Genomic DNA, 26,353 nt, shown 5'->3' with positions numbered 1-26,353 from the left:
ATCGTCGTCTGTCGCGCGCCAATGAATCGATTCGACATGCTGCGCCGTCCCTCGATGCCGTCTGGCTTCCCGCCCCCTCGGACGGCTTGCCACCCCACCCCGGTGGTCCGCATGCCGCTCACTCCGTCCCCGTCTTGAAACTGCCCGGCTCACGCTTACGGTTGGCTCTCGCCCGGAGGCGAATGGGCAGGTGGGTGAAGCGGTTGATTAGTGCGAACCCGTCGTTGTTAAGAAACGATAGCCCCCGTCCCGCTGCGGGACAAATCACGCTTTCTTACGTTCTGTTACGTATCCGGCGCAGGGGAAAAGACGTCTCCGAAGCCCTCATTCCCAGGGAGGCGCTATTTGCGCCTTTCCTTGAAAAACACCGGAATCTCAGGATCTTGATTTTTATACGTACGCGGATCGGCGGTGTGCGAATAATGCTGCTCGCTGCTGCGATCGTGATCGGGTGCCGCGTGCGGCTGGCGATCGGGGGCATACGGAGCGCCCGACTCAAGGATGCGGCCTCCCGAATCGGCGGCGCTGCGCACACGCTCTGCGATTCGCTCGAATAGGCCGGCCCGCCTCCGCGGCTCCTCGTGCGGCCGATGAAGCGCTTGGTGACCTTCCGTTTCACGGTAGGCGCCTGCCTCCGCCCGATAGCCGTGCGGGTGCGCCGCGGCCTGCGGATGATAAGCCTCGGGCTCCGGCATCCGCTGCGGCGCGCCGCGGCGGATTTCGGCGGGCGGCTGGGGCGCGAAGGCAGCGGCTTCATCGTAGGCTGCCGGATGGGCCGCCCGCGGGAGCGGCGGCGGCGTTGCAGCTGGGAGTTGCGGCGGACCTTCCTCGATCATGACGTTTCCAGGCCCTCTCCAGGCCTCACCGTCCCGCGGGGAATAGGCACTTTCATGGGAGGTGGGGCGCTCGCGCGCACCCGGACGGGCCGGCGAGCCGGCGGGCAAGGCGCCTTGAAGCGCTTCGGACAGGCGCTGCTGAAGATCATGGGCACCGCTGCGGTGCTCGCGCGGATCGGAATAGGCGATGCGGGCGTGATCCTCTGCACTGGCCGGAGGCGAGGCGGCGCCGGAACTCCGGCCGCGCATCCAATCCTCGGCCGGAGCCGGCGGGGCGCGCTCGGCCTCTCCGTCCCGACTCATGCCAGAGGCCACGATCGAAACCCGGATGCGATCGCCGAGAGACGCATCGTAGGTGGCGCCGACGATGATGTTGGCCTCCGGATCGACCTCCATGCGCACGCGGCTCGCCGCCTCGTCCACCTCATAGAGCGTGAGATCCGGACCTCCCGTGATCGAGAGAAGAAGCCCCTTGGCGCCGCGCAGCGAAACCTCATCGAGCAGCGGGTTCGAGATCGCTTCCTCGGCGGCGACGGTCGCGCGGCGCTCGCCCGAGGCCTCTCCCGTGCCCATCATGGCGGTGCCCATGCCGGTCATCACGGTGCGCACGTCGGCGAAGTCGAGATTGATCAGGCCTTCCTTGAGGATGAGATCGACGATGCAGGCGACACCGGAATAGAGCACTTGGTCGGCCATCACGAAGGCCTCGGAGAAGGTCGTCTTCTCGCTCGCGATACGGAACAGATTCTGATTCGGAATGACGATCAGCGTATCGACGAAGTCGCGTAACTCCGCCACACCCGCCTCGGCAATCCGCATGCGGCGCGCGCCCTCGAACAGGAACGGCTTCGTTACCACGCCGACGGTCAAGATGCCGAGTTCGCGCGCAATGCGGGCAATGACCGACGCGGCACCGGTCCCCGTACCGCCGCCCATGCCGGCGGCGATGAAGACCATGTGCGAGCCCTTGATGTGGTTCCGGATGTCCTCGATGGCCTCCTCGGCGGCGGCCTCGCCGATCTCGGGACGGGAGCCGGCGCCGAGCCCTTCCGTCAGCTCGGCTCCGAGCTGGATCCGCGCATCCGTCGCAGCCGCGGACAATGCCTGGGCGTCGGTGTTGGCAACGATGAAATCGACCCCGGCCAGGCCGGTGGCGATCATGTTGTTGACAGCGTTGCAGCCGGCGCCGCCGACGCCGATCACGGTGAGTTTCGGAGAGAGGTCCGGAATCGCCTGCAACTGACCCGTGCTCAATTTCGCCCCCGTTCGCGGGGGAGGCAGCTCTGCAGCGCAGCTCCCCGGCATCTCGCACTGCTCCGGCTTCATGCCGGGCATGCTCATCAGAATCCTTCTCGCAGCCAGGAGCCGACCCGCTTCAGATAGCTTTCCGTCTCGGCGGCATCACGGCTGCGGTAGATCCGCCTGCCGGTCTCTTCCTGCGTCTCCGCAACAACGAGCCCGACGACGGTCGAGAACGCGGCACTCGATAAGGCAGGCGGCAATCCCTGGAGCGCCTGCGGACCTGATACGCGCACCGGCCGCCCCAGCTCGGCCGTCATGAACTCGGCCAAGCCGGTCAACTGGCTCGTGCCGCCCGTGATCACGAGGCTTCGGCCGGCATAGGCCGTCATCTCGCTCTCCTCCAAACGCTGCCGAATGTAATGGCCGATGGCCGTGACACGCGGCCGGACCACTTCGGCAAGCTCGGCCTTCGTCATATGAAACAGGATGCCGTCGTCGTCGCCGGCGGGCGGATACGCGAAGGCATCGTGCTCATCAGACGGAGCGCAGACCACTGTGCCATAAAGCACTTTGATTCGCTCGGCTTCTGCAAGAGGCGTATGCAACGCCCGTGCGATGTCGAAGGTGATCTGCGTGCCGCCCATGGGCGCAGCGCAGGCGTAGAGGAAGCGGTCCTCGGCAAACATGGCGAGGCTCGTGGTGCCGGCGCCGATGTCGACGACCGTGACGCCGAGACGGCGTTCATCCTCGGTGGCGACGGCGAGCGCACTGGCGTAGGGCGTCGGCCGATGGCTCGCGACCTCCAGGTAGCAGCGGCCAACGGCCATCAGCAAGTTGCGGAGCGGCGCCTCGTCGGCGGTGACCGCGTGCAGGTCGAACCCCAGCTCGCGCGCCGCCATGCCACGGGGATCGCGCGAGCCCGGAGTGCCGTCGAGGCGCAGCGCCACCTCGTTCATATGGACGAGCGTGCGCCCGCCCTTCTCGACATAAGCCTGACCAGCCGTCATCAGGCGGCGGATATCCGCTTCTCCGACGACGCCGCTCGCGATGTCGGCACGGGCTGAAAAGTTATGCGATCTCAGGCGCCCGCAGGAGACGGCGACATGGACCTCACTGAGTTCGATGCCGGCCATGCGCTCGGCCTCGGCGACGGCGGCGCGAGCCGCCTGCTCGGCAAGGTCCAGATCGATGACGACCCCGCCTTTGACGCCCTCGGCACGCTGATGGCCAACACCGAGGACGCGCACGCCCGAAGGCTCGAGCGCCGCGATCAGGCAGGCGATCTTGCTCGTGCCGATATCGAGCACGCCGGTCACCCGCCTCGCTCCGCTCATCCGCCGCTTGGCTCTCTCTCGTCCCATCCCCGGAGTGTCCTTCACGATTCGGGATGTTGCGAGGCAGAAGCCGTGCTGGCGGGGGCAGGCTCGGAGCGAACCGCCACGCGGCCGGGCCCACGGAAATCAAGCGTCGTGTGACCGGCAGCGACGAGGCCCAAGAGCCTCTCGCTGCGCATAAGCTCTTCCAGCGCGCCGACCTCACCGTCTGCTGGCAGCTCGATCGTGCTGGCATTGTCGAGCTTCAGCCGCCAGCGCCGCTCGGAAATGCGCTCGGCCTCGGCAAGGCGGCGGGCGACGTCAGGGTAGCGCGCGACCATCTCCATCAAAGACGCGGCGCCGGCGGCGGCTCCCTCGCCGGCAAAGCGCGGCAAGTCCGGAAGCGTCTCGCCGCCGACAGATGCCAGCACACGGCCGGTCTTGTCGATCAGATAGAGCTGATCGGCGCGCGTCCAGAGTGCGTACGGCTTGCGCTCCGTCACCCGGATCTCGAGGCGACCAGGGAACACACGCGTGAGCTCTGCCGTGTCGATCCAGGGCAGACGCTCGATGCGCGCCTTCACGGCGGCACTGTCGAGGGCGGCAAACGTGCGCACGTTGGCGAGGTCGAGCGCGTCGAACACCTCGCGATCGGAGCTGAAGCGATGCCCTTCGAGCGCCACCTGGTCTATGCCGAAGCCGAGACGTTGGGCGAGCCGCCCCATGTCGGGCATGTATCCAGCGCTGCGGGCCGCCTCCTCCATCGCGCCGAAAGCCAGCCCGAGAACGACCGCGGCAACGAGAAGGCGTGAGCGGCGCGGGCGCCATGCGCCGAGGCGGCGGCGCAAAGCTTGCGGCTGGGCACCAGCCTGAGACGGCGGAGTAAAGGACGACGGACCGACGGGCCGCCTTGCGGCGGCGGGCGGGCGCTCGAATATCTGGATACGATCAGGGGCATGCGGGGCCGCCTCATGCGCCTCGCGTCGCGTGGTCCGGCTGTGGCCTACCTCGAACAACTCGCGTCCTCGACGATCCATCGCGCAAGCTCGCCGAACGACCAGCCTGCGTACGCCGCCAGCTCGGGAACCAGCGACGTTCCGGTCATGCCCGGCTGTGTGTTCACTTCTAGGCAGATCAGCTCGCCGGCTTCCCCTCTCGCGTCGTCGAGCCGGAAGTCCGCGCGCGACACACCACGACAGCCGAGCGACGCGTGGGCCGCCAATGTGTATTTCCGGACCAATTGGTAAATATCCGGTAAAAGTTGTGCCGGCAGCTCATGGCGCGAGCCGCCCGGAGCGTACTTGGCTTCGAAGTCGTAGAAGGCGAGGCCCCTCTCGGGCACGATCTCGATCACGTCCGTCACGACGTCGCCAATGACGGCGCAGGTGAGTTCGCGGCCGGGGATGAAGCGCTCCACCATGACGATCTGGTCGGCCGGACCGCCCTCGCGAATGAGCCGTGAGGTGTCGTTTGATCCTTGGCGGACGATGACGACGCCGACGCTCGATCCTTCATCAACGGGCTTCACTACATAAGGTGGCTCGAGCAGGTGCTCCGAGGCCGCTTCCTCGCGCGTCGCAAGGATATCTTGGGCGACGGGGACGCCCATCGAGCGCATGACCGTCTTCGCGTGGGCCTTATTCATGGCGAGCGCCGACGATAAAACACCTGAATGCGTATAGGGGATGGCCATCGTCTCGAGGATGCCCTGAATGCAGCCATCCTCTCCGAAGCGGCCGTGCAGCGCGTTGAAGCAGACATCGGGGCGCACCTCGGCAAGGCGTGCCGCGATATCGCGGCCGACGTCGAGACGCGTGACGCGGTAACCCTCTCCTTCGAGAGCCGTGGCAACGGCCTCGCCCGAGTTGAGGCTGACGCTGCGCTCCGCCGACAGGCCCCCCATCAGCACCGCTACATGCGCGAACGTGCGCTTCGGCGCTCCGCCGAGTTTCCCCGTCATGATCCCATCGCCTCTGCCAACGCCTCGCCCACGGGACGCCCGTCCACGGGACGGCCGAGCCGGATGATCTCCCAATCGAGCGACACGCCCGTGCTTTCTCGAACACGCGCGCGCACCGTCTCGCCCAGACGCTCGATGTCCTCGCCGGTGGCGCCCTGATCGTTGATCAGGAAGTTGCAGTGCTTCTCCGAAACCATGGCGCCGCCAACGCGCAATCCGCGGCAGCCGGCGGCGTCGATCAGCCGCCACGCGCTCTCGCCCGGCGGGTTCTTGAATGTGGAGCCGCCGGTGCGCTCCTTGATCGGCTGGTTCTGCTCACGGTAATCGGCAACCTCGTCCATGGCGCGGACGATCTCCTTGGGATCGCCGGGCGTGCCTTCGAAGAGCGCTTCCGTGAAGATCCAGTCGCGCGGCACGGCGCTGTGGCGATAGGCAAAGCCCATATCCGCGAGCGACAACACGTGAACGTTGCCTTGCGGATCGACGGCGCGCGCCTCGACGAGGACGTCCTTCGTCTCGGAACCGTGGGCGCCAGCGTTCATGCGCAGGGCGCCGCCGATGGAGCCCGGGATGCCACGATAGAAGGCGAGCCCCGCGATGCCGGCATCGGCCGCGGCGCGGGCGACTTTCACGTCGGGCACGGCGGTGCCGGCGCGGAGGCGGTGGCCGGGCTCGGCCTTGACGTCAGCAAAGCCGCGTCCGAGCCGGATGATGGCGCCCGGCACACCGCCGTCGCGGACGAGCAGGTTCGAGCCGAGGCCGAGGACGAAGACCGGCAAATCCTTCGGCTTGTGTTTGAGAAAATAAGCGAGATCGGCCTCGTCCGCAGGCGTGAACAGCACCTCGGCTGGGCCCCCGACGCGGAACCAGGTGATGTCGGCCAGCGATACATTGGCAGACAGCCGGCCGCGCAGATCCGGCATGCGCTCACGCAAGTCAGCGGTGATGTCAGCGAACGTCATGGAATGCCCCTAGCCCCTCCCCACGAGGGAGAGAGGGATTTTTCGGCGAGGGTCACAGGGCGCCTCCGGCGCGGATCGGCTCGGCGGCGGTGAGCCAATCGGGAAGGGCATAGGCCCACTCCGTCGAATTGCCGGCGCCCAGCACGATCACCATGTCGCCCGGACGACAATGGCGGCGAATCAGAGACACCAGCTCGCGCGGATCGGCGATGGTGGCGACCGCAGCCTGGCCCGCAGCGCGGATCCCTTCAGCCAGCGTCCGTGAATCGATGCCTTCGATCGGCGCTTCGCCCGCGCTGTAGAGCGGTGCCACGACGACGCTGTCGGCCACGTGAAAGCAGGTCGAAAATTCATGGAACAGATCGCGCACGCGCGAGTACCGGTGCGGCTCGACGACGGCGAGCATGCGGCCCTGCGCGCCGGCACGGGCTGCTTCGAGAACGGCTGCGATCTCAGTCGGATGATGGCCGTAATCATCGTAGATCTCGACGCCGTTCCAGGTTCCCGTGAGCTGGAAGCGGCGCTTCACGCCGGAGAACGCAGCAAGCCCCGCGCGGATGACGTCATCCGGGATGCCGGCTTCGGCCGCCGCCGCGATCGCGGCGAGCGCGTTCAGCGCGTTGTGCCGGCCCGGCATCGGCACACGCCAGCCGCGCACGGCGCGCGCCCCGCCCGCCACGCGCCGGCTGAGATCGGCGTCGATCAGGATCGAATGGCCATCGCTCACCACGTTGCGCAGCAAGAGGTCCGCGCCCTCGCGCGTGCCGTAGGTGAGGAGCGGCCGGCCATCACGGCGAAGACCGAGACGGCCCACCATCTCGCGCGCGACGGGATGGTCAATGCATGTGACGGCGAGGCCGTAGAACGGAATGTTGCGGAAGAACGCCTCGTATTCCCGGTGCATGGCGTCCACCGAGCCGAAATAGTCGAGGTGCTCGGGGTCGATGTTGGTGACGACGCCGATCTCCGTCGGAAGGCGCGTGAAGGTGCCGTCGCTCTCGTCGGCCTCGACAATCATCCAGCGGCCGTGGCCGAGGCGTGCGTTCGAGCCCCAGGCGTTGACGATACCGCCGGTGATGACGGTCGGGTCGAGATTGGCGGTCTCGAAGATGGTGCTGATCAGCGATGTCGTCGTCGTCTTGCCATGGGTGCCCGTCACCGAGACCGTCGCATAGAGGCGCATCAGCTCGGCCAGCATTTCGGCGCGGCGGATGATGGGGAGGCCCTTCGCGCGGGCTGCCTCCAGTTCGGGGTTGGTCGGCTTCACCGCCGTGGAGATCACGACCTGGCGGGCGCCAACCAGGTTCACCGCGTCGTGGCCGATAAACACGCGCACGCCCTTGGCGCGCAGGCGGCGCACGTTGGCGCTGTCCTTCTGGTCACTGCCCTGGACGCTATATCCCTTGGCGAGGAGAATTTCGGCGATGGCGCTCATGCCGATGCCGCCAATGCCGATGATGTGGAACGGCCCGATGTCGCGGGGCATCTGCATGCGTAACTTTTCCTATGCCTGCCGGCGTGCGGCCCTGCGGCGGGCCTTCGCCATCACGTCGGCTCCTGCCATCCGTACGACCCTACGCGCGCGTCCTTCCAGACACCTCCTCGACGAGATCGGCAAGCAGGGCCACAGCGCCCGACTGGCCCTGAGCCTTCGCGCCCGCCGCCGCCGCGGTGAGCCGCTCCGGGTGATCGAACAGGCGCTCCAGCTCCTTCGCAAGGTGCGCCGGAGTGAGGTCCTTTTGCTCGATACACCAACTCCCCCCCGATTCGGCAAGGCTGGTCGCATTTTCGAGCTGATCACTGTCGAGAGAATGCGGCAAAGGTACGAGGATCGACGGGCGGCCGATGACCGCCAGTTCCGCCACCGATGAGGCGCCCGCCCGGCCGATGATGAGGTGGCTTTCGGCCATGATACGCGGCAAATCCTTGAAGAACGGAGCAATCTCGGCGTCGATCCCGGCGGCGGCGAAGGCGGACCGAACCCGATCGACGTCTTCCGGCCGGGCCTGCTGCACGAGCTTTAGGCGACCGCGGAGCGATTGCGGCAGAAGGGCCAGTGCGGGCGGCACCGCATCGGAGAAAAAGCGCGCGCCCTGGCTGCCTCCGAACACGAGGAGGCGCAGCGGGCCCCCGGCAGCAATCTGCGGGTACGGGCTTTTTGCGGCGTCGATGACCGCGTCGCGGATCGGATTGCCGGTGAAACGGGTTTTGTCCGCCAGTCCACCGTCCAGCCCTTTGGTCTTGCGGAACGAGGCCGCGATGGCGGCGGCGCGGCTGGCGAGCGCGCGGTTGGCGCGGCCCAGCACCGCATTCTGCTCATGAATGACGAAAGGGATGCCCAGCAGGCGGGCGGCGATCAGCGGAGGTAGGGTCGGATATCCGCCGAATCCGATGACGACAGCCGGTCTGAGGGTGCGGAGCAGCTTCCGCGCGCCCAGCACGCCACGAGCCAGAGTGACCGCCGCGCGCCCGAGAGCGACGGGATTTTTCTTGCTGCCCGGCGTGGCGGCCGGGACCTGGTGCACCTCGCGCGCCGGAAAGCCGGTGCCGTAGCGGTCGCCGCGCATATCTGTCACGAGATCGACCGCATGACCGCGGCGGCCAAGCTCTTCCGCGAGTGCGAAGGCGGGGAACAGATGGCCGCCGGTGCCGCCGGCAGCAAGCATGATGGAAAGCGGCTCACGCATCACATTCGCGTCTCACGGCGGGCTCCAAGACTGGGCAGACTCGGCATCAAAGGAGGCTTTTTCAGCCGATCGGCATCGGCACGGCGGCGCGTCAGCGCGAGCAGCATGCCCAGCGTCAGCGAGATCGCAAGCATGGACGAGCCGCCCGCGGAGAGGAATGGCAGCGTCATGCCCTTGGCTGGCAGGAGGCCAACGTTGACGCCCATGTTGATCAGCGCTTGAAAGCCGAACATCAGGGCGAGCCCCACGATACCGAGACGCGTCGCGGCCTCCGGCTCACCCTCGGCGTGGTTCAAAGCCCGCACGACGATGAAGGCAAACAGCGCCAAAAGAGCGAGGCAGGCGATGGCGCCGTATTCCTCAGCGACGACGGCGAAGATGTAATCCGTATGGGCGTCGGGCAGCGAGGTCTTGATGGTACCTTCGCCGGGGCCGCGGCCGAAAAATCCGCCCTCGACGAAGGAGCGGATGGCGCGGTCCCCCTGGCTGAAGTCGCCGCTCTGAGGATTGAAGAAGCGATCGATGCGCTGCGTGACGTGGGGGAAATAGAGATAGGCTCCATAAAGGCCGACCCCGCCGAGCAATAAGGCTACCGCCGCGCTGCGGATCATGACGCCGGAGACGAACAGCATCGCGATCCACACCGCGGCGATCAGCAGCGTTTGGCCGATGTCGGGCTGAACGACGAGAAGGCCCGCGAGAAGCGCAAAGAGGAAGAAGGCGAATGGCAAAGCCGGCATGTCCGGCCGGCGGCGCTGCTCCGCCAGTAGCCAAGCGGACACCACGACGAAGGCCGGCTTGGCGAACTCCGAAGGCTGGATGGAATGACCTTCGATGGACAGCCAGCGCCGGGCACCGTTCAGCTCCTCACCGACGAAGTAGACGGCGACGAGCCCGGCCATCGCCGCCGTCAAGATCACGAGCGACAGGCGGCGCACGAACGGCGGCTCCAACAGCGACACGGCAAGCATGAGCATCACGCCGAGGAGGGAGAAGACGACGTGGCGCTCGACGAAATAATACGCGGGCAAGCCTTTCTTCAACGCCACGGCCGGGCTGGCCGCCAAGGACAGGACGATGCCGGCCGCAACGACGATGAGGATGGCGTAAAGCAGCACGTGATCGACGGTGAACCACCATTCGGCGAGGCGGCTGCGATCGGCGCGGGAGAATTTCATGCGCCCTCCTTCTCCGCAGCGAGAGCGGCGACGAGCGCCTTGAAGGCGTCACCGCGCACCTCGAAGTTCGGGAACTGATCGTAGGAGGCGCAGGCCGGCGAGAGGAGGACGATGCGTTCCTCGCCGCCATTCTCTGCAAGGGCATCGGCGGCGGCGCGGCGGACGGCGACATCGAGCGTGCCGCAGCGCTCGTAAGGAACCGACCCGCCGAGGCTAGCCGCGAACTGATCCGCCGCCTCCCCAATCAGATACGCCTTTTCGACGCGTGGGAAATAGGGCGTGAGCGTCGTGATGCCGCCAGCCTTCGGTTTTCCTCCGAGGATCCAGTGGATCCCGCTCGCAAAGGACGCGAGCGCCTTCTCGCTCGAATCCGCGTTGGTGGCCTTGCTGTCGTTGATGAAATCGACGGAGCCGATGCGGCGCACGACCTCGAGTCGATGCGGAAGGCCAGGGAAGCTGCGGAACGCGGCCTCCAGGTTCCCAGATGTGCGGAACCGCTCGGGAAGCGCTTCGACCGCCGCGAGGGCCGCGGCGGCGTTCTGCCAGTTGTGCCTGCCGCGCAGGGTGGCGATGCCCTCGAGGCTCGCGCGCAGCGCCCCGTTCTCGTACAGCTTTCCGTCACGCGCGGTGATGCCGTCCGCAAGCGGCGCGCGCACGGAGATGCGGCGCACGTTTGGGCGGCCGCGCGCCAGAAGCGCGTCCGATACCGCGGCGCACCACGCGTCGTCGATGCCGATCACCGCCGTCTCCTGCGCACGCTCCACGAGACGGCGCTTCACGGCGGCATAGTGCTCGATGGTGCCGTGGCGATCGATGTGGTCGGGCGTAATGTTGAGCAGCACGGCGACGGTCGGCGTAGCGCCGGGGGCAAGATCAATCTGGAAGCTCGACAGCTCGAGCACATGGATGCGGGTCTCGGCCGGCGGCTCGAGCGTCAAGACGGCCTGGCCGATGTTGCCGCCCATCTGGACGTCGTTGCCGAGCTCTCGCAGGAGATGCGCGACAAGCGCCGTGGTCGTCGACTTGCCGTTGGTGCCGGTGATGGCGATGACCGGAGCTTCGGGGAAAGTTGCCGCGCGCTCCCGGAAGAACAGCTCGATGTCGCCGATGATCTCGACGCCGGTCGCCTGGGCTTTCAAAACCGTCCAGTGCGGCTCGGGATGCGTCAGGGGTACGCCGGGCGTCAGCACGAGCGCAGCGAAGCCCGACCAGTCGGCGGCCCGGAGATCGACGAGCGGCGCGCCGGCATCAGCGGCGGCGGCGCGGCCTGGTTCGCTGTCGTCCCAGGCGGCGACGTGGGCGCCGCCCGCCTCAAGCGCGCGCACGGCGGCAAGCCCCGACGCACCCAGCCCGAAGACCGCGACCGACCTCTCCTTGAAACTCGTCACGCGAATCATGGGACCCAAGCGTATCGCAGATCAGCGCAGCTTCAGAGTGGCGAGCCCGATCAGGGCCAGGATCACGGCGATGATCCAGAAGCGCACGACGACCGTGCTCTCCCGCCAGCCTTTCTGCTCGTAGTGGTGGTGCAGCGGCGCCATGCGGAACACACGCTTGCCGGTAAGCTTGAAGGACGCGACCTGGATGATCACGGAGAGCGTCTCGAGGACGAACAGGCCGCCGACGATGGCGAGCACGATCTCATGCTTGGTCGCGACGGCGATGGCGCCCAGCGCGCCACCGAGGGCCAGCGAGCCGGTATCGCCCATGAAGATCATGGCGGGCGGAGCGTTGAACCAGAGGAAGCCCAGGCCGGCGCCGATGAGCGCCCCGCAGATGACCGCCAGCTCGCCCGTGCCGGCGACGTGGTGAATCTGGAGATAGCCCGCGAACTTCACGTTGCCGATCAGGTAGGCGATGAGGCCGAATGTGGCGGCGGCGATCATCACCGGCACGATGGCCAGGCCATCGAGGCCGTCGGTGAGGTTCACGGCGTTGCCGGCGCCGACGATGACGAACATGCCGACGATCACATAGAGCGCCCCGAGATCGAGCAGCACCGATTTGAAGAATGGCAGCGCCAGCTTGCCGGCGAGATCCGGCGTTGAGAGATCCATGATGACGTGGACGGCCACCGCCGCCACAATCAACTCGAGCGCGAGACGCGCCTTGCCGCCAAAGCCGTCCGACTGCTGCTTCGTGATCTTCAGGAAGTCGTCATAAAAGCCGATGCTGCCGTAGGCGAGCGTCACCAGAAGCACGACCCACACATAGGCGTTGGACAGATCCGACCAGAGCAGCGTCGCCACCGTCACGCTGGCGAGGATCATGAGCCCGCCCATGGTCGGCGTGCCCTTCTTCGAGAAATGAGACTGGGGCCCATCCTCACGGATCGGCTGGCCCTTGCCCTGCTTCAGGCGCAAGAGATCGATAATGCCGGGCCCGAAGAGCAGCACGAAAAGAAGCGCCGTGAAGATCGCTCCGCCGGTGCGGAAGGTAATGTAGCGGAAGACGTTCAAGATGCCGATCTGATCGCTGAAGCTCACGAGCTCATACAGCATGCCTTCCCTCCCCCTCGTGTCCGAGGCCCCCCACGCGGCTCATCCTACTCTCCAGCGCCCAGTTTCAGCCGCAGGGTCTCGACCAGCGGTCCCATGCGGCTGCCATTCGATCCCTTGACCATCAGCACATCCCCCGGAGCAACGATCGGGACAAGCCGTTCAACCAGCTCCTCGGCCGTTTGCGTCCAGGCGCCCTGTCTATGAGGCTCCAGCTCTGCGAAAAGATGCGCCATGTTCGATCCGCAGGCAAAGACCAGATCCGTGCCTGCAGCGTCAACTGCTTCCTTGAGCGCGACATGGTGCGACCGTTCCCGCTCGCCGAGCTCCAGCATGTCGCCGAGAACGGCAATGCGCCGCCGGTACGCCGTCCGCGGTACGGTTCCGAGCACGCCGAGGGCGGCGCGCATAGAGGCGGGATTCGCGTTGTAGCTCTCATCGATCAGCAGGACGCGGCCGCCTGCCACGGAAAGCGCAACGCGCGAGCCACGTCCTGGGGGCGGCGGCAGCGCGGCCAGGGCCGGCAGCGCGTCCTCCAGGTCGGCGCCCGCGGCTTCGATGGCCGCGGCCACGGCGAGCGCATTGCGCGCAATATGGATGCCCGGCACGGCAACGCGAATGTGAACCTCGCGGCCGCCGATAGCGACCTCCATGACGCTGCCCTCGGAGGATAGCTCGAGCGCCTTCGGCCGCACGTCAGCGCGCGGATCCTGGCCGAACGTGACGATGTGCGCGCCGGCCGCCTCGGCATGACGGCGCAGAATTTCGAAATAGGCATTGTCCCGGTTGACGATCGCCGTGCCGCCGGGCTCCAGCCCCGCGAAGATTTCGGCTTTTGCCTCGGCGATGGCCTCGACGTCGGGAAACTGGGCGAGGTGCACCGGCTCCACCGTCGTGACGATGGCAACGTGCGGGCGGACCAGTCTCACGAGGGGCGTGATCTCGCCCGCGTGGTTCATGCCGATCTCGAACACGCCGAAGCGCGTGTCCGCGGGCATGCGGGCCAGCGTCAACGGAACGCCCCAATGGTTGTTGAAGGACTTGTCGGCCGCGTGTGTCGGGCCGATGCGGGCGAACGCCGCGCGCAGCATCTCCTTGGTGCCGGTCTTTCCGGCGCTGCCGGTGACGGCGATGACGCGGGCTTCGGGCGCGAGGCGTGCGCGGGCGGCGCGTCCGATTGCCTCCAAAGCCGCAAGCGTGTCACGGACGCGGATCAGCGGGCCGTCGCCGGGCTGCGTGGCGTACTCTTCGGCGACGAGGGCGGCGGAGGCGCCCGTTGCGAATGCGCTCCCGACGAAGGCGTGGCCGTCCCGCTGGTCTTTGAGAGCCACGAAAAGGTCGCCCGGCGCGAGCGTGCGCGTATCGATCGAGAGACCGGTGACAGGTCGTCCCGCATCGCCTTCCACGTGCCCTCCGGCCGCGTGGGCGAGGTCTTCAAACGTCCACAGGGGAGCTATCGACATCGGATCGGTGCGCGTCCCGTGAGACGCCCTCTTGCTGGGATATGCTCAGGGAGATCGCAATGCGTCGCGCAGGCACTCGTGGTCCGAGAAGGGTCTCACCGTCTGACCTACGATCTGGCCGGTTTCATGGCCCTTGCCGGCGACCAATACCACATCTCCCGGCTGCATCATGCGAACAGCGGCGCCGATCGCCTCACCCCGATCGCCGATCTCGGTGGCGCCCGGAGCGGCGGCCAGGATCTCTCTACGGATGGCGGCGGGCTCCTCGCTGCGCGGATTGTCGTCGGTGACGATGACGACGTCGGCCCGGGCGGCGGCGATGGCGCCCATCAGCGGGCGCTTGCCGCGGTCGCGGTCTCCGCCGCAGCCGAAAACACAGATCACGCGCCCGGTCGCGAACGGGCGCACGCCTTCGAGCGCGGCTTCGAGTGCCTCGGGCTTATGAGCGTAATCCACCACGGCGAGGCTGCCATTCCGCTCGCCGGCGATCTCGAGGCGTCCCTTGACGCCGCTCACGTGCGCAAGCGCGGGGATAACGACGGACGGATCCTCGCCAACGGCGAGCGTGAGGCCCACGGCGACGAGTGCGTTGGCGGCCTGGTACGCACCGATTAGCGGCAGGCGGACATCATAGGTGCGCCCGGCGTGAGCAATCGTGAGCGCCTGCGCGAAACCCTCGCGCGCGAGACGGACGAGGCGCACGGTCTCGCCCACGGCACCGACGCTGATGAGCGGCAAACCACGCCGTCTCGCTATGGCGGCGACGTCGGCGGCACGCGGGTCATCCATATTGACGACAGCCGGTGCGCCGGCAGGCAGCAACTCCTCGAACAGCCTCAGCTTGGCGGCGAGATAGGCCTCCTTCGTCGGGTGATAGTCGAGATGGTCGCGGCCGAGATTGGTGAAGGCGGCGGCCGCGATCCGCACGCCGTCGAGGCGGTACTGGTCAAGCCCATGGGACGAAGCTTCGAAAGCGAGACGCGTGATGCCCTCGCCGGCGAGGGCAGCCAAAGTCTCGTGCAGCGTTACGGGATCGGGCGTGGTCAGCGAGCCATAGACGGCGCCGTCCGGCTTCACAACGCCGATGGTGCCGAGAGACGCGGCGCGATGGCCAGCCGCCGCGAAGAGCTGGCGGGTGAATTCCGCAACCGAGGTCTTGCCGCTCGTGCCGGTGATGGCGACGGCGATCTCCGGCTGGACTCCGTAAAGGCGCGCCGCCATCAGCGCCAGGGCGCGCCGGGGCTCGGCGGCGCGGAGCACGGGAACGGCGAGACCGGCGGGCACCTCTGCCGTGTCCGCCACAAGCACCGCGACGGCGCCCTTTGCGACAGCGTCAGCAATGAAGGCCGCTCCGTCCGCCTTGCTGCCTGCGAGGGCGACGAAAAGGGCACCCGGCGCGGCTGCGCGGCTATCGGCGGTGATGCACGCAATCTCGAGCGCTTCAGCGCCTGCGGGAATGGCGGCAATGTGAGCGTCAGTCAGCGAGGAAAGGCGCATGTCGTCTCGGCCAGAGTGCAGCATCCCGATGCTTTTAGAGAGCTTCTGGGGAAGTGGAAACGAATCATAAAGGGGACGCACCAGGAGCGCGGAAGTCGAGGCGCTTCGACACAATAAAATCCGGGCGAGCCTAAGGTTGCCGGAACACGCCGTCAAACGCGGCGGATATGATTGTCGAACTCGGCGCCGGAAAAGACGATCTCGCGGGGCGGCGCGCCCTCCCCGTCGAAGCGCACCCGCCCCTCGCCCGTGCTCATCGCGAACTCCGAGCGGCGGCTGCCCGGCGTCACGCCCGAGCTGTCCTTTATGCCGACCTCGCGCACAACAAGTCCCGTGACGGCGTCGAGATAGACGACCTTGCCGGCAAGTGGGGCGGAGGCCGCGAGCAGGCGACCGTCGTCGCTCACAGCCACGGCGCCGATGTAGCCCTTGAGCGCGACGCCGAGCGGGTCGGCATCCTCGGCAAGTACGATCGGACGGTCGAGCCCGACCTGGCCGACGAGGGCCGGACACTCCTCAAGGCTGCCCTGCCACTGGGTACCGAACCAGATTGCGCCGCCCGGCGTCTCAACGAGGTGGCGCACCGAGAGAAGATTGATCGCGGCCGGCAGGCCGTGTCGGGCGCGCAGTTCGCCGGTTGCACAGTCGATGAAGGCGACGTTCGGCTCCATCATGGCGAGGCCGACGCTTTCGCGGCCCGTTGCGGGATCGTTACCGAAGCCGCCGTTGGCGACCGCGAGCGTCTTGCCGTCGGAAAGCAGAATGGCTTCATGCGGGCCGATGCCATAGGAGGGGAACTCGCCGACCCGCCGCCAGCCGCCGGTTGCATCGTAGATGCCGATCACGCCCTCGCCGGTGGCGGCGTCATGCTCCGTTGCGTAAAGCAGCCGGCCATCAGGCGCGAAGGCGCCATGGCCGTAGAAGTGGCGATCGGGCGCGGGCGAGAACACATGGGGCTCGCGGCGGCTGTCGACATCGAAGGCAAGGGCGAAGAACCCCGGACGGCGCGCGAAGATGACAGCCTGGCGGCGGACGCGGTCGAAGGCGATGTCATGGCCCCGCGCTTCCAATGGGATCTCGCGCAGGATGCGCCCGTCTTCTGCGATCACGAGAACGGAATACGTTCCATCGGGACGGCGCGCGCCTGAAGCGTAAAGCGGCACCGCACCGCGCCTGCCGCTCGCTGCCTCGGAGGCGAACGCGTGGCGGGCGGCGCCGAGCGCCACCAGCGACCCGACCAGAAACTGGCGCCGGTCAATCGCCATCGAGCTCGTTGAACCCCATCATGATGCCGGCGTTAGGCGCCAGCTCTTTGACGACGATGTTGCGAATGCCGCCGAGATCGAAGCGCATCTTGCGCAGCGCGTGAAGGTGGGCGGGCGATCCCCGCTCGTTCGCGCGCAGCCCATCGAGGCGGGCGACGTCGGCGAAGAGGCTGTTCCAGGACGTCGGTAGGAAGCTCTCCATCCATGGCTTGTCGGCGGGGATATAGGCGTCGAGCCCGGTGGCGTCGAACAACTGCCTCAGGGCGCGCAGCGACGCTTCGAGATAGGCGCCCGTGAGGCCGGAGGCCTCGAACACGAGACGCACGCGGCGCGGCGGGTTCGCGGTGACGGCGGTCAGCTCCGGCAGGATGAAGCGGTCGCGACACAGCTCGAGCCCCATCACCAGCGCCTTCGCTACCTCGCGCACGGTTTCGGATGAGTCCTTATAAAGTGCGTTGTCGGAGCCGGGCGTGAGCATCTTCATGCGGTAGCCGTCCTCGCCCGACCAGCCGCCGCGGATCTCGCTCGCAACGCCATGGATGTTGGCGGCAACCGCTGCGGCGAGTGCGCAGCGGTACCGGGCCGCGTCGTCCGTGCCGGTGCCGAGCGGCGTTTTCTCATCGAACAGCAGGATCTCAAGGGCAGTCAGTCCCTGCACAGCCACGCTCTGTCGGGCGAGCCCGCCGGGCGCCAGCAGATCTGGCTTTCGCGCTGCCAGGAGCTGGTTCAACTGGCGGGATGCGAAGCCGCGCGGGTCAGGCCAGAACAGGATGCGCTCGAGACGGTGCTCGCGCATGGCGGGGCCGAAACGAATGAAATCGAGTCCGCCCCAACTGCGGACCGTGGCTGCGAACGCATCCGTGGCCGTCTTGCGCGCCACGTCTCCGCCCTGCCTGCAGACGGCATCGACTGCCGAAGCCAGCGCGGCCGTGTTGTTCGCCAGCCCCTCGACGCGCGGAATGATGAACGTATCGATGACGTCGAGCACCATGGTGCCGTGGCTCTTGCGCTCAGGCAGCGCATGAGCGGAGACAGCCCACGTGCAAGACAGCACGAAGACGCCAAGGAGAACCGCGAGAGGCGATCTCGGGAGCAGAGTGGGCATCAGGCGAAGTTCCTCGGAAGCGAGACGGTGCGCCCGACGCCGTGTACCACCGAAACCAAGCGCACGGAGACCTCCGCGCCTTGCACTGCCGGGCGACGCCGCCATTTGCCGTACCTCGCAATGAAAGCTTGTGCGGCAACAGCGGCGCGGCGCTGGCTGACGGCGCTTACCGCGCCGATCACTCTATTCGGTGAACTCGAACTCGTTCTCGTTTTCGGCAACGAGCGACTTCCCGTCCGCATGCTTGCGCCGCTGATTCCGCATCCGCGCGAGACGCTCGCGGGTCGAGAGGCAGCGATAGGGACAGACAAGGCCGCGTGCCTCGAGATCCACGAGCTTGGCGTAGATGGTATCGACGGCGAGCGGAGCGCAGCCGCAGCATTGCATGCGCTTCTGCATGTACCGATAGACCACGCCCGGAGTTGGAATCGGAGCTTCCGGCTGGTTCAGGATATCAAGAAGAGCAAGCTCAATGTCGAAATCGGATACCCGCTGGCAGGAGCAAACAATCATGGAACGCCCCCGCTTACTGGCGCGTCGCGGCCTGAGCCGCGTCCGCGTAGGCTGCCGCATTGACGATGAGGCCCGGCGAAAGAACCTGATCGAGGCCGCGCATCGTCACCGCAAACGTTTCGGCGTGATGCACCACCTCGTCGATCAGCGAGCTTTCGATCAGCGCGAAGGCGCAGGCCCGCATAGCCGGGCAAGTGTTGTGCTGGCAGGCTGCGATCATCGACAGCGCCAAGCTCTCGTCCCGGCAGAAGCACGCGCCGTCGCCGTGGCAAACCTCGATTTCGCGGCGGGCCGCTGCGCTTACCGCCCGCACCCAGGCCGACAGCTCAGAAACCGCCGTACGGGCTGCATTCGGCCCAAGAGCACCCGAATAGATGCGCCACGCGTCTTCCCAGCGATCGATATCGCCGGACTTGTAGCCGGCTACCCAGTAGCGGAAGCCGAGACCGATGAGGCGCTCCGCCCCGTGGACCCCGGAAAACGCGATATCCACCGGCATGCGCCGCGGCCGCAAGGCCTGGAGGCTGGCTTTACGCATCGCGCGCCTCCCACGTCGTTCCGGTGATCGAATTGTGATTGCTGGAAGTCTCATCGCGCACGCAATACGCGTGCGCCACCCACATCGGGCGTAATTCGAGCGTCATCGGTCACCTTCCTATTATCGGGGTTCAAGGCCCCGAAAAGGAGATTCAGACTAAGCGGCTCCGAACGAGCAGCTGGCCTTTAAGCAAGCTCTTTCGAGGCGACGAGTCAAGAGTGCCGATGACACATTATACGATTGGAATCATTCAAAACTTTAGTTTTGAAGAGTTCCAAAGTAAAGATTGATCGGTCAGCCGTGTCCTGCCGCCTGGCGGCGCGCCGCGCTTGCCGAGACGGCTAACGGCTTGCTGCGGCGCGAAGACTTCGGCCGCGCCGCGACGCGCGGCTCCTCTTTGCGCTGCGCCTTGACCATCTGCTCCAGCGTATGCTCGTCGAGCACGCTGATGAACGCGCCGAGCGCGTCGTCGAACAGCTCATCAAGCCCCGCGAGCTGGCCCTGCGAAACGACGCGGTCAGCCGCCTCCTTCTCGACCTCGAGGTTCAGGAGCTCCATGGCCCGCACCACGTCGCCAATGCGAATCTCCGAGGCCGGACGGGCCAGCCGCACCCCGCCATGTCGCCCGCGCACCGCCCGAATGAAGCCCGAGCGCGACAGCAGATGCACGATTTTAAAGGTGTTCTGCAGGGTGATGTCGCGCCGCTCCGAGATCTCGGCGACCTTGACGAGGTTCGGATCGGCGATCGCACAATCGACCAGGATGCGAATCGCGTAGTTCGTGGTTTTGCTCAGGCGCATGTCAGTTCAGCTCTCCGTCCCGCTACCCGGCCCTTGCAGGTACGGGAGTTCCCAACTTCGGCGGTGCCATACTCTACACCTTATCTAGACTAATTCCAAACTACTGCCGTCATCAAGGGCGAGTGTGGGATCGTTCATCGTCAGGCAAGCCGTCCCGTGTCGGGCAAACCGCGGCCGTACCTTGCGTTTACGGCGAAGCCGCGCCGACTATTGTTGACTGCCTGCGTCAATAAGTCTAGAGGCTTTGGACGCCTCTTCAACCGCGGAGACCTTTTCAGTCAATGGGCTACACAGCCGTGCTTCGGGCCCTCGTTGCGGCAACCGCGATGACCGCGGCCGCTTTCTCGGCGGCGCCATCGCGCGCCGACGCCCCCGCCGTCAGGGATATCCTCAAGACGTACGCGGACATCGCCGAAGCGACCTATGGGGACAGCCTCACGGCCGCAAAAAGGCTCAAGGACGCGATCAACACGCTCATCACGTCTCCGTCCGACGAAACTTTGGCGGCGGCCCGCGAGGCATGGCGGGCGGCGCGCGTGCCCTATATGCAGACGGAGGCTTTCCGCTTCGGAAACCCGATCGTCGACGCCTGGGAAGGACGCGTGAACGCCTGGCCGCTTGACGAAGGCCTCATCGACTACGTGGCTGAAGACTACGGAAGCGATAACCCGGAAAACGAGTTCTACGCCGCCAACATCATCGCCAACCCGACGCTCAAGGTGGGCGGCCAGACCCTCAACGCCAGCAAGATCACGCCGCAGCTGATCCGGGACCTGCACGAAGCGGGAGGCGTGGAGGCCAATGTCGCTTCCGGCTATCACGCCATCGAATTCCTTCTCTGGGGACAGGACCTCAACGGCACGGAGCCTGGCGCCGGCGACCGGCCCGCGACCGACTATGACACATCGGCCTGCACGGGCGGCAACTGCGACCGGCGCGCCGCCTATCTCGCGACCGTCACGGACGTCCTGATCGAGGATCTCGCCTGGATGGCCGAGCAATGGGGCGACAACGGCGAGGCGCGGAAGTTCGTCATGCGTGACGACGCAGAGGGCCTGACGTCGATCTTCACAGGCCTTGGCAGCCTCTCCTATGGCGAGCTTGCCGGCGAGCGCATGAAGCTCGGCCTCATGCTGCACGACCCCGAGGAGGAGCAGGACTGCTTCTCCGACAACACCCACAACTCGCACTATGGCGACGTGGTCGGAATCCAGAACGTCTATCTCGCACGCTATACGCGCACGGACGGCAGCATCGTCTCGGGAGCCAGCGTGTCGGATCTGGTCAAGGCCAAGTCGGCGGACACAGATGCGAAGGTGCGCTCCGCAATCGAGACCAGCCTTGCCAAGATGCAGGCGCTCGTCGACCGCGCCAATGGCGGCGAGGCCTATGACCAAATGTTGGGGCTCGACAATCCGGAAGGGAACGCCGTCATCCAGGCGGGCATCGACGCGCTCATCGCGCAGGCCAAAGAGCTGGAGCGCGCGATCGCTGTGCTCGAACTCAAGAACATCAAGTTCGAAAGCTCCGACAGCCTCGATGCGCCCGACAAGGTGGGCGGCAGCGACTAAAAGGCTTCCAGACGTCGGGTGGGCGCATCGCGCTGCCTGCAAGCGACGCGAGCGCTCTTCGCCGGGCGCTCGCCTTTGGCAAGAGGCTTTTTACTTTGCTCGCCTCCGGCAAGACGCTTTCTACTTTGTTCGCCTCCGGCAAGACGATTGCTACCTGGCTCGTCTTCAAGACGGTGTCGCCATGCCCCGTTTCAACCTGTAAGGAGGCGCTTTAAGCAGGTGGCAGCAGTGCGGGGGCGGTCGGCCGCCGCAGTCATTTCCCAGCGATCGCCTCGCTGGGCCGCGCACCTGCACGGCAACCGGGAGCTGAAATCACACGATGCGCCGTTTTCACAGGCATCTGTTCGGGGCGATCGCCTGCGCAGGCCTCGTTCCGCTGGCAGGAGGAACTCTCTCGCTCCTCACCGCCCACGCGGCCGATATGCCCCTCGGGCTTGAGCCCGGCGAGGACATGCCGGGCGGCGATGCGACGATGCGCGGCCGGCCGCTCGATCGCGATGCTTTCTCCCATCCCTCGCACGGCATCGGCTTCGAAGGCGAGTCGCGGTTTCGAATCGGCAACGCGATCTTCCGCAGGCTCTGGGTGGCGGCGCCGTCATCCACCAAGGCGTCGGACGGCCTCGGGCCAATCTACAACGCGCGCGGCTGCCAGAACTGTCACCTTAAGGATGGGCGCGGACGCCCGCCCCTCGCCAATTGGCCTGACGAGACCGCCGTCTCGCTCTTTCTTCGCCTTTCGATCCCGCCCGAGACGGAGGAGCAGACGCGGCTTCTCGCAGAGCGGCGCGTGAATACCATTCCGGATCCGGTCTACGGCGAGCAGCTCCAGAACATCGCCATCCAGAGCCTCGACGGCGAAGGCCATATGCACATCACCTACGAGGACGTGCCGGTCACCCTCAAGGACGGCCACGTGGTGACGCTCAGGAAGCCTAGCTATTCGGTCGTCGAGCTCAAGTACGGGCCCCTGCACCCGAGGATCATGCTCTCGCCCCGGATCGCGTCGCCGATGATCGGCCTCGGCCTTGTCGAGGCGATCCCTGAGGCGGACATTCGCGCGCTCGCCGACCCCGACGATGCGGATGGTGACGGCATCTCCGGGCGCACCAACGAGGTCTGGTCGCTCTCGCGGCAACGCGTGATGCTCGGCCGCTTCGGATGGAAGGCCGGCGAGCCGACGATCATCGATCAAAGTGCCACGGCAGCGGCTGGCGACATCGGCCTTTCCAACCCACTGGTGCCAAAGCCGGCGGGCGACTGCACGGCGTCACAGGCCGCCTGCCTTGCGGCACCGGATGGCAACTCGGAAGGCTCGGGCGGCTTCGAGCTTGGCCAGGAGATGCTCGATCTGGTGACGTTCTACTCGCAGAACCTCGCCGTGCCGGAACGGCGCGGCGCGCGGGAACACTCGGTTCTCAAGGGTAAGGCGCTATTTCGGGACGCGGGTTGCGCAGCCTGCCATAAGCCGTCGTTCACCACGGGCGCGGTCGACGGCCAGCCGCATCTCAGCCGTCAGCTCATCTGGCCGTACAGCGACTTTCTCCTGCACGACATGGGCGCCGGGCTGGCCGATGGGCGCCCGGAAGGGCTAGCGGACGGGCGCGAATGGCGCACGGCACCGCTCTGGGGCTTGGGCCTCACGGAGGTGGTGAGCGGGCACACCTTCCTTCTCCATGACGGACGTGCGCGCAACGTCGAAGAAGCGATCCTGTGGCATGGGGGCGAAGCGCAGGCAGCGCGCGATGCCTACGCCGCACTCAGCCGCGCCGAGCGCGAAGCCCTTACCGCGTTCGTCAACTCACTCTGATCGCGCGTGGGGCAGTCCATCCATAAAGCCAGTCGAAGCGGCGCATGAAACGCTCGGGCGGGATCCTGGCGAATGCAAAATCGCGCGCCTCGGCCGCCAGCCCATCCAGGTGATAGATGCGCCCGTTCATGCGCGAGGCCCGCGCGACGCGCTGAACGCGAGACTTGCGCAGACGCTCGTAGCGAGCGAGGGCCCGCGCCGGACGGCGAGGATCGGCGGCGAGACAACCGGCGACAACAACGGCATCCTCGAGCGCCATGACGCCGCCCTGAGCGAAGAACGGCAGGATGGGATGGGCGGCATCGCCGAGCAGCGCCATCCGGCCCGCAGCAAAGCGCGGGCGGCCGCACAACTCCATCAGCGACCAGCACCGCCACTGACCGGGCCTCGCGAGCAGATCCCGAAGAAGGGGCGCAAATCCGGCACTGCGCGCCGCGACCCAGGACGCGTCGCACGCGGTGTTCCAGCCGTCAGCGATTTCGCCATCCTCGAAAATGGCGACCAGAGCCATCTTCTCGCCGGCCGAGACTGGATAGTGGACGATATGTACGCGAGGTCCGAGCCAGAGATGGACGTCGTTCCGGCGTAACGGCTCCGGCACATCAGCCATCGGCAGCACGGCGCGCACGGCGCATTTGCCGGTGGGCGACAGTGGCGCGCCCGAGAACGCTCCGTCACGCAACCGAGACCAGACGCCATCGGCAGCGATAAGCACATCGCCCTGGCATGTATCGCCCTCGCTCGATACAGCGGAGGCAGTGTCTGCACCGTCGCGCGCGGCGGCGACCTCGAAGCCCATCTTGATCTCGATCAACGGCTGGCGCGCCGCCGCACTGATCAGTGCACTGTGGAGGTCTCGCCGATGTGCGACCCAATAGGGCGCGCCATGGCGCTCCGCGATCCAGCGTCCGAGCGGGAACGTGGCGAGCGGGCGAGCGGTGGCCGCATCGAAAATGCGGAGCCCATCCGGCACGGCCGCACGCGTCGCAAGGAATGGTCCGACGCCGAGTGAGTCAAGAATGCGTGTGCCGTTGGGGCCGATCTGGATGCCGGCGCCGTCCTCGCCATAAAGATGGCGGCGCTCGAGAACCGTTGAGGCAATGCCGTGGCGGGCGAGCGCCAACGCGGTGGCAAGGCCGCCTATTCCTCCACCGGCGATCAGCACAGGGCCGCGCGATGGTGCGGAAGACGGAGGCAAGGTCATGGGGCTCCGTTGATTGAGTCGCCGGTTGTCGTCCGCGCCCTAGAGCCGTTCCGGGTTAAGTGGAGTTGGGCAACAGCTCTAAGCTTTTGTTTCCTCGTGCTTCTTACCGGAAAACCGGTTCCCACTTTTCCGGAAGCACTCCAAAACCGACACTCGCTCGCTACGCGACCTCGGCCGGCGAAACCAAGCAATCGCGCGGATCACTCTCGTTTTCTGCGAGCCGCGAATCGTAAACGTAGAGTGTCGAGCAATACGGGCAGAGAATTTGGCTATCGGCCCCCATGTCCAGGAACACGTGCGGATGCTCAAATGGAGGCCGCGCGCCCATGCATTGCAGCTCCTTGACGCCGACGAAGATCTTCTCTGCGCCGACGTCGTTCGCGAAGTGAGGCGTTGCGTTCTTGGCCATGGCTCCCTTCACATCCGAGTATCTCTCAAAGCCGCCTGCCCAGCATCGCCGTCATCCGGCCGGCGAACGATAGCTCAGGACGGCCTTACTTAAGCGGAAGCCTGTCTACTGGCAAGCGTTGCCATAGACGGCTTTTTGCTGCCACTTTGATAACCTTTGCACCCCTCGACGCGGCCAAAAGCAAGATGATGCACCAACGACCACAGATGACTTCCTTCGACTCCGATGGCGTCAAGCTCGCCTATTTCGATCAGGCGGGCGCTCAACCGGACGCTGAGCCGGTGCTGCTCATCCACGGGTTCGCATCCAACGCGACGATCAACTGGGTGCAAACCGGATGGGTGTCCGCGCTCGCCGGGGCCGGCTATCGCGTCATCGCGTTCGACAATCGCGGGCACGGTCACAGTGAGAAGCTCTATGGGCTCGAGGACTATGGAGCCCCTCTAATGGCGGAGGATGCGCTCCGCCTGCTCGACCACCTCTCAATTCCACGCGCGCACGTGATCGGATATTCGATGGGCGCCCGCATCGCGGCGTTCCTGGCGCTCGCGCATGCGGAGCGCGTCCGGAGCCTCGTGTTCGGCGGCCTCGGCATTAACATGGTACGCGGCATGGCTGGCACGGGGCCCATCGCCCATGCGCTCGAGGCGCCGAGCGCCGAGGACGTCAAAAACCAGGCGGCGCGCACATTCCGCGTCTTTGCCGAGCAGACGAAAAGCGATCTCAAGGCGCTGGCGGCGTGCATCCGCTCGGCGCGGGCGCCGATCACGGCAGAAGCCGTGGGAACGCTCAAGCCGCCGGTTCTCGTGGCGGTCGGCGAGCGCGACGTCGTGGGGGGACCGGCAAGCGAGCTTGCGGCGCTCATTCCCGGCGCCGAAGCGTTCGTGATCGAAGACCGGGATCACATGAAATCCGTAGGGGACCGGACGTTCAAAGAGGCCGCGCTCTCATTCCTCGGCCGCCATCCGCTCTGAGAAGGGCAAATCGACTGATCCCGAACCGAAACCTTGAATGACAAGGCCCCGGTTTGAAACGAAAGCGCTCGTCGAGGGAGCATCGTGGGGGATGCCGAGCGAGCGGGTCCGTCTGCGGCCGGGGCCTCGACGCACAAAAAGTTCGACGCGGGCATACATCAACCGCTTCGGCGGCAGATGCATGAGCGGGTCGGCGCTTCCCATGAGAGAGGGCTGCAGATTTGCCAAGCCGCCCGGCGTCGTACGCAACACACGCTCGTATTGTAGCAGATACTCGATTCGGTTGATCCGATTTTCTCGGCACAACCCCGTGCCCTGTGGATAAGCTTGCCGGCTTCATGATGGCGGACACCCGCCGCTCGTTACGTCGCGTCACGCTGCTGGCGCGCAGCGGTCGTATGTGCTCCGACAAACCAAACTGCCGGACACCTCCCTGCGCGGCGGAGATTCACGGTTCGTTAGTCTTAACGGGCCTAGGCTCGAACCGCTTTTTTTCGTCGGATCGCAGAACGCTCAACGATCTCCGTGTT

22 protein-coding genes are annotated in these 26,353 nt (G+C 66.4%); 3 read left to right on the top strand and 19 right to left on the bottom strand.

The window, feature by feature from the left end:
* Window positions 1-341 precede the first annotated feature (341 nt).
* The 17 genes from ftsZ to V7P99_RS06310 form a co-directional block, all read right to left on the bottom strand.
* Window positions 342-2,177 carry a cell division protein FtsZ gene (ftsZ, locus tag V7P99_RS06390; protein ID WP_333793960.1) on the bottom strand — a complete coding sequence of 612 codons (1,836 nt, stop codon included), beginning with the start codon at window positions 2,175-2,177 and terminating at the stop codon, window positions 342-344.
* On the bottom strand, window positions 2,177-3,439 hold the full coding sequence (gene ftsA, locus V7P99_RS06385) for a cell division protein FtsA (protein WP_333793959.1): 1,263 nt from the start codon (window positions 3,437-3,439) through the stop codon (window positions 2,177-2,179). The genes ftsZ and ftsA overlap by 1 nt, the downstream gene beginning before the upstream one ends.
* 14 nt (window positions 3,440-3,453) lie before the next feature.
* Window positions 3,454-4,428 carry a cell division protein FtsQ/DivIB gene (locus V7P99_RS06380; protein ID WP_333793958.1) on the bottom strand — a complete coding sequence of 325 codons (975 nt, stop codon included), beginning with the start codon at window positions 4,426-4,428 and terminating at the stop codon, window positions 3,454-3,456.
* Window positions 4,395-5,351 carry a D-alanine--D-alanine ligase gene (locus V7P99_RS06375; RefSeq protein WP_333793957.1) on the bottom strand — a complete coding sequence of 319 codons (957 nt, stop codon included), beginning with the start codon at window positions 5,349-5,351 and terminating at the stop codon, window positions 4,395-4,397. The genes V7P99_RS06380 and V7P99_RS06375 overlap by 34 nt, the downstream gene beginning before the upstream one ends.
* Complete coding sequence (murB, locus tag V7P99_RS06370; protein WP_333793956.1) at window positions 5,348-6,313, bottom strand: UDP-N-acetylmuramate dehydrogenase; 966 nt, start codon at window positions 6,311-6,313, stop codon at window positions 5,348-5,350. The genes V7P99_RS06375 and murB overlap by 4 nt, the downstream gene beginning before the upstream one ends.
* A gap of 52 nt (window positions 6,314-6,365) precedes the next feature.
* The gene (murC, locus tag V7P99_RS06365) at window positions 6,366-7,805 is read right to left on the bottom strand and encodes a UDP-N-acetylmuramate--L-alanine ligase (RefSeq protein ID WP_333793955.1); all 1,440 of its coding nucleotides are present in this window, start codon (window positions 7,803-7,805) and stop codon (window positions 6,366-6,368) included.
* A gap of 82 nt (window positions 7,806-7,887) precedes the next feature.
* Window positions 7,888-9,000, bottom strand: coding sequence for an undecaprenyldiphospho-muramoylpentapeptide beta-N-acetylglucosaminyltransferase (gene murG, locus V7P99_RS06360; RefSeq protein ID WP_333793954.1), 1,113 nt, complete (start codon window positions 8,998-9,000; stop codon window positions 7,888-7,890).
* The gene (locus V7P99_RS06355; protein ID WP_333793953.1) at window positions 9,000-10,178 is read right to left on the bottom strand and encodes an FtsW/RodA/SpoVE family cell cycle protein; all 1,179 of its coding nucleotides are present in this window, start codon (window positions 10,176-10,178) and stop codon (window positions 9,000-9,002) included. Before V7P99_RS06355 ends, murG begins: the two co-directional genes overlap by 1 nt.
* Entirely contained in the window at window positions 10,175-11,575 is a 1,401-nt protein-coding gene (gene murD / locus V7P99_RS06350) for a UDP-N-acetylmuramoyl-L-alanine--D-glutamate ligase (protein ID WP_333793952.1), read from the bottom strand. Before murD ends, V7P99_RS06355 begins: the two co-directional genes overlap by 4 nt.
* 21 nt (window positions 11,576-11,596) lie before the next feature.
* Window positions 11,597-12,679 carry a phospho-N-acetylmuramoyl-pentapeptide-transferase gene (gene mraY, locus V7P99_RS06345; RefSeq protein ID WP_333793951.1) on the bottom strand — a complete coding sequence of 361 codons (1,083 nt, stop codon included), beginning with the start codon at window positions 12,677-12,679 and terminating at the stop codon, window positions 11,597-11,599.
* Between the two features lie 44 nt (window positions 12,680-12,723).
* A complete protein-coding gene (locus V7P99_RS06340; protein WP_333793950.1) occupies window positions 12,724-14,139 on the bottom strand; it encodes a UDP-N-acetylmuramoylalanyl-D-glutamyl-2,6-diaminopimelate--D-alanyl-D-alanine ligase in 1,416 nt (471 codons plus the stop codon).
* 45 nt (window positions 14,140-14,184) lie between these two features.
* On the bottom strand, window positions 14,185-15,636 hold the full coding sequence (locus tag V7P99_RS06335; protein WP_333793949.1) for a UDP-N-acetylmuramoyl-L-alanyl-D-glutamate--2,6-diaminopimelate ligase: 1,452 nt from the start codon (window positions 15,634-15,636) through the stop codon (window positions 14,185-14,187).
* Window positions 15,637-15,788: 152 nt separating this feature from the next.
* Window positions 15,789-16,901, bottom strand: a complete 1,113-nt coding sequence (locus tag V7P99_RS06330) for a DUF1513 domain-containing protein (RefSeq protein WP_333793948.1) — start codon at window positions 16,899-16,901, stop codon at window positions 15,789-15,791.
* On the bottom strand, window positions 16,891-18,006 hold the full coding sequence (locus tag V7P99_RS06325; protein ID WP_333793947.1) for an imelysin family protein: 1,116 nt from the start codon (window positions 18,004-18,006) through the stop codon (window positions 16,891-16,893). Before V7P99_RS06325 ends, V7P99_RS06330 begins: the two co-directional genes overlap by 11 nt.
* Window positions 18,007-18,189: 183 nt before the next feature.
* The gene (locus V7P99_RS06320) at window positions 18,190-18,519 is read right to left on the bottom strand and encodes a hypothetical protein (RefSeq protein WP_333793946.1); all 330 of its coding nucleotides are present in this window, start codon (window positions 18,517-18,519) and stop codon (window positions 18,190-18,192) included.
* A 13-nt stretch (window positions 18,520-18,532) separates the two neighbouring features.
* Entirely contained in the window at window positions 18,533-19,057 is a 525-nt protein-coding gene (locus V7P99_RS06315) for a hypothetical protein (protein WP_333793945.1), read from the bottom strand.
* Window positions 19,058-19,351: 294 nt separating this feature from the next.
* Window positions 19,352-19,858 (bottom strand): RrF2 family transcriptional regulator, encoded by a 507-nt coding sequence (locus V7P99_RS06310; RefSeq protein ID WP_333793944.1) that lies wholly within the window; start codon window positions 19,856-19,858, stop codon window positions 19,352-19,354.
* Window positions 19,859-20,139: 281 nt separating this feature from the next.
* Between V7P99_RS06310 and V7P99_RS06305 the strand changes: the two genes are divergently transcribed.
* Together V7P99_RS06305 and V7P99_RS06300 are read left to right on the top strand one after the other, a co-directional pair.
* On the top strand, window positions 20,140-21,429 hold the full coding sequence (locus V7P99_RS06305) for an imelysin family protein (RefSeq protein WP_333793943.1): 1,290 nt from the start codon (window positions 20,140-20,142) through the stop codon (window positions 21,427-21,429).
* Window positions 21,430-21,748: 319 nt separating this feature from the next.
* Entirely contained in the window at window positions 21,749-23,236 is a 1,488-nt protein-coding gene (locus V7P99_RS06300; RefSeq protein ID WP_333793942.1) for a di-heme oxidoreductase family protein, read from the top strand.
* On the opposite strand, the gene V7P99_RS06295 is transcribed toward V7P99_RS06300, so the two are convergent.
* A complete protein-coding gene (locus V7P99_RS06295; protein WP_333793941.1) occupies window positions 23,223-24,440 on the bottom strand; it encodes an FAD-dependent monooxygenase in 1,218 nt (405 codons plus the stop codon). The two genes, V7P99_RS06300 and V7P99_RS06295, sit on opposite strands and share 14 nt — an antisense overlap.
* A gap of 160 nt (window positions 24,441-24,600) precedes the next feature.
* Window positions 24,601-24,849, bottom strand: coding sequence for a zinc-finger domain-containing protein (locus tag V7P99_RS06290; protein ID WP_333793940.1), 249 nt, complete (start codon window positions 24,847-24,849; stop codon window positions 24,601-24,603).
* Between the two features lie 206 nt (window positions 24,850-25,055).
* Between V7P99_RS06290 and V7P99_RS06285 the strand changes: the two genes are divergently transcribed.
* The gene (locus tag V7P99_RS06285; protein WP_333793939.1) at window positions 25,056-25,823 is read left to right on the top strand and encodes an alpha/beta fold hydrolase; all 768 of its coding nucleotides are present in this window, start codon (window positions 25,056-25,058) and stop codon (window positions 25,821-25,823) included.
* The last annotated feature ends 530 nt before the right edge of the window (window positions 25,824-26,353 follow it).

This window comes from Hyphomicrobium sp., from assembly GCF_036780825.1.
Taxonomy (GTDB): Bacteria; Pseudomonadota; Alphaproteobacteria; order Rhizobiales; family Hyphomicrobiaceae; genus Hyphomicrobium_C.
Note: the sequence above shows the minus strand (reverse complement) of the source record. Positions and strands in the feature narration are given on the sequence as shown.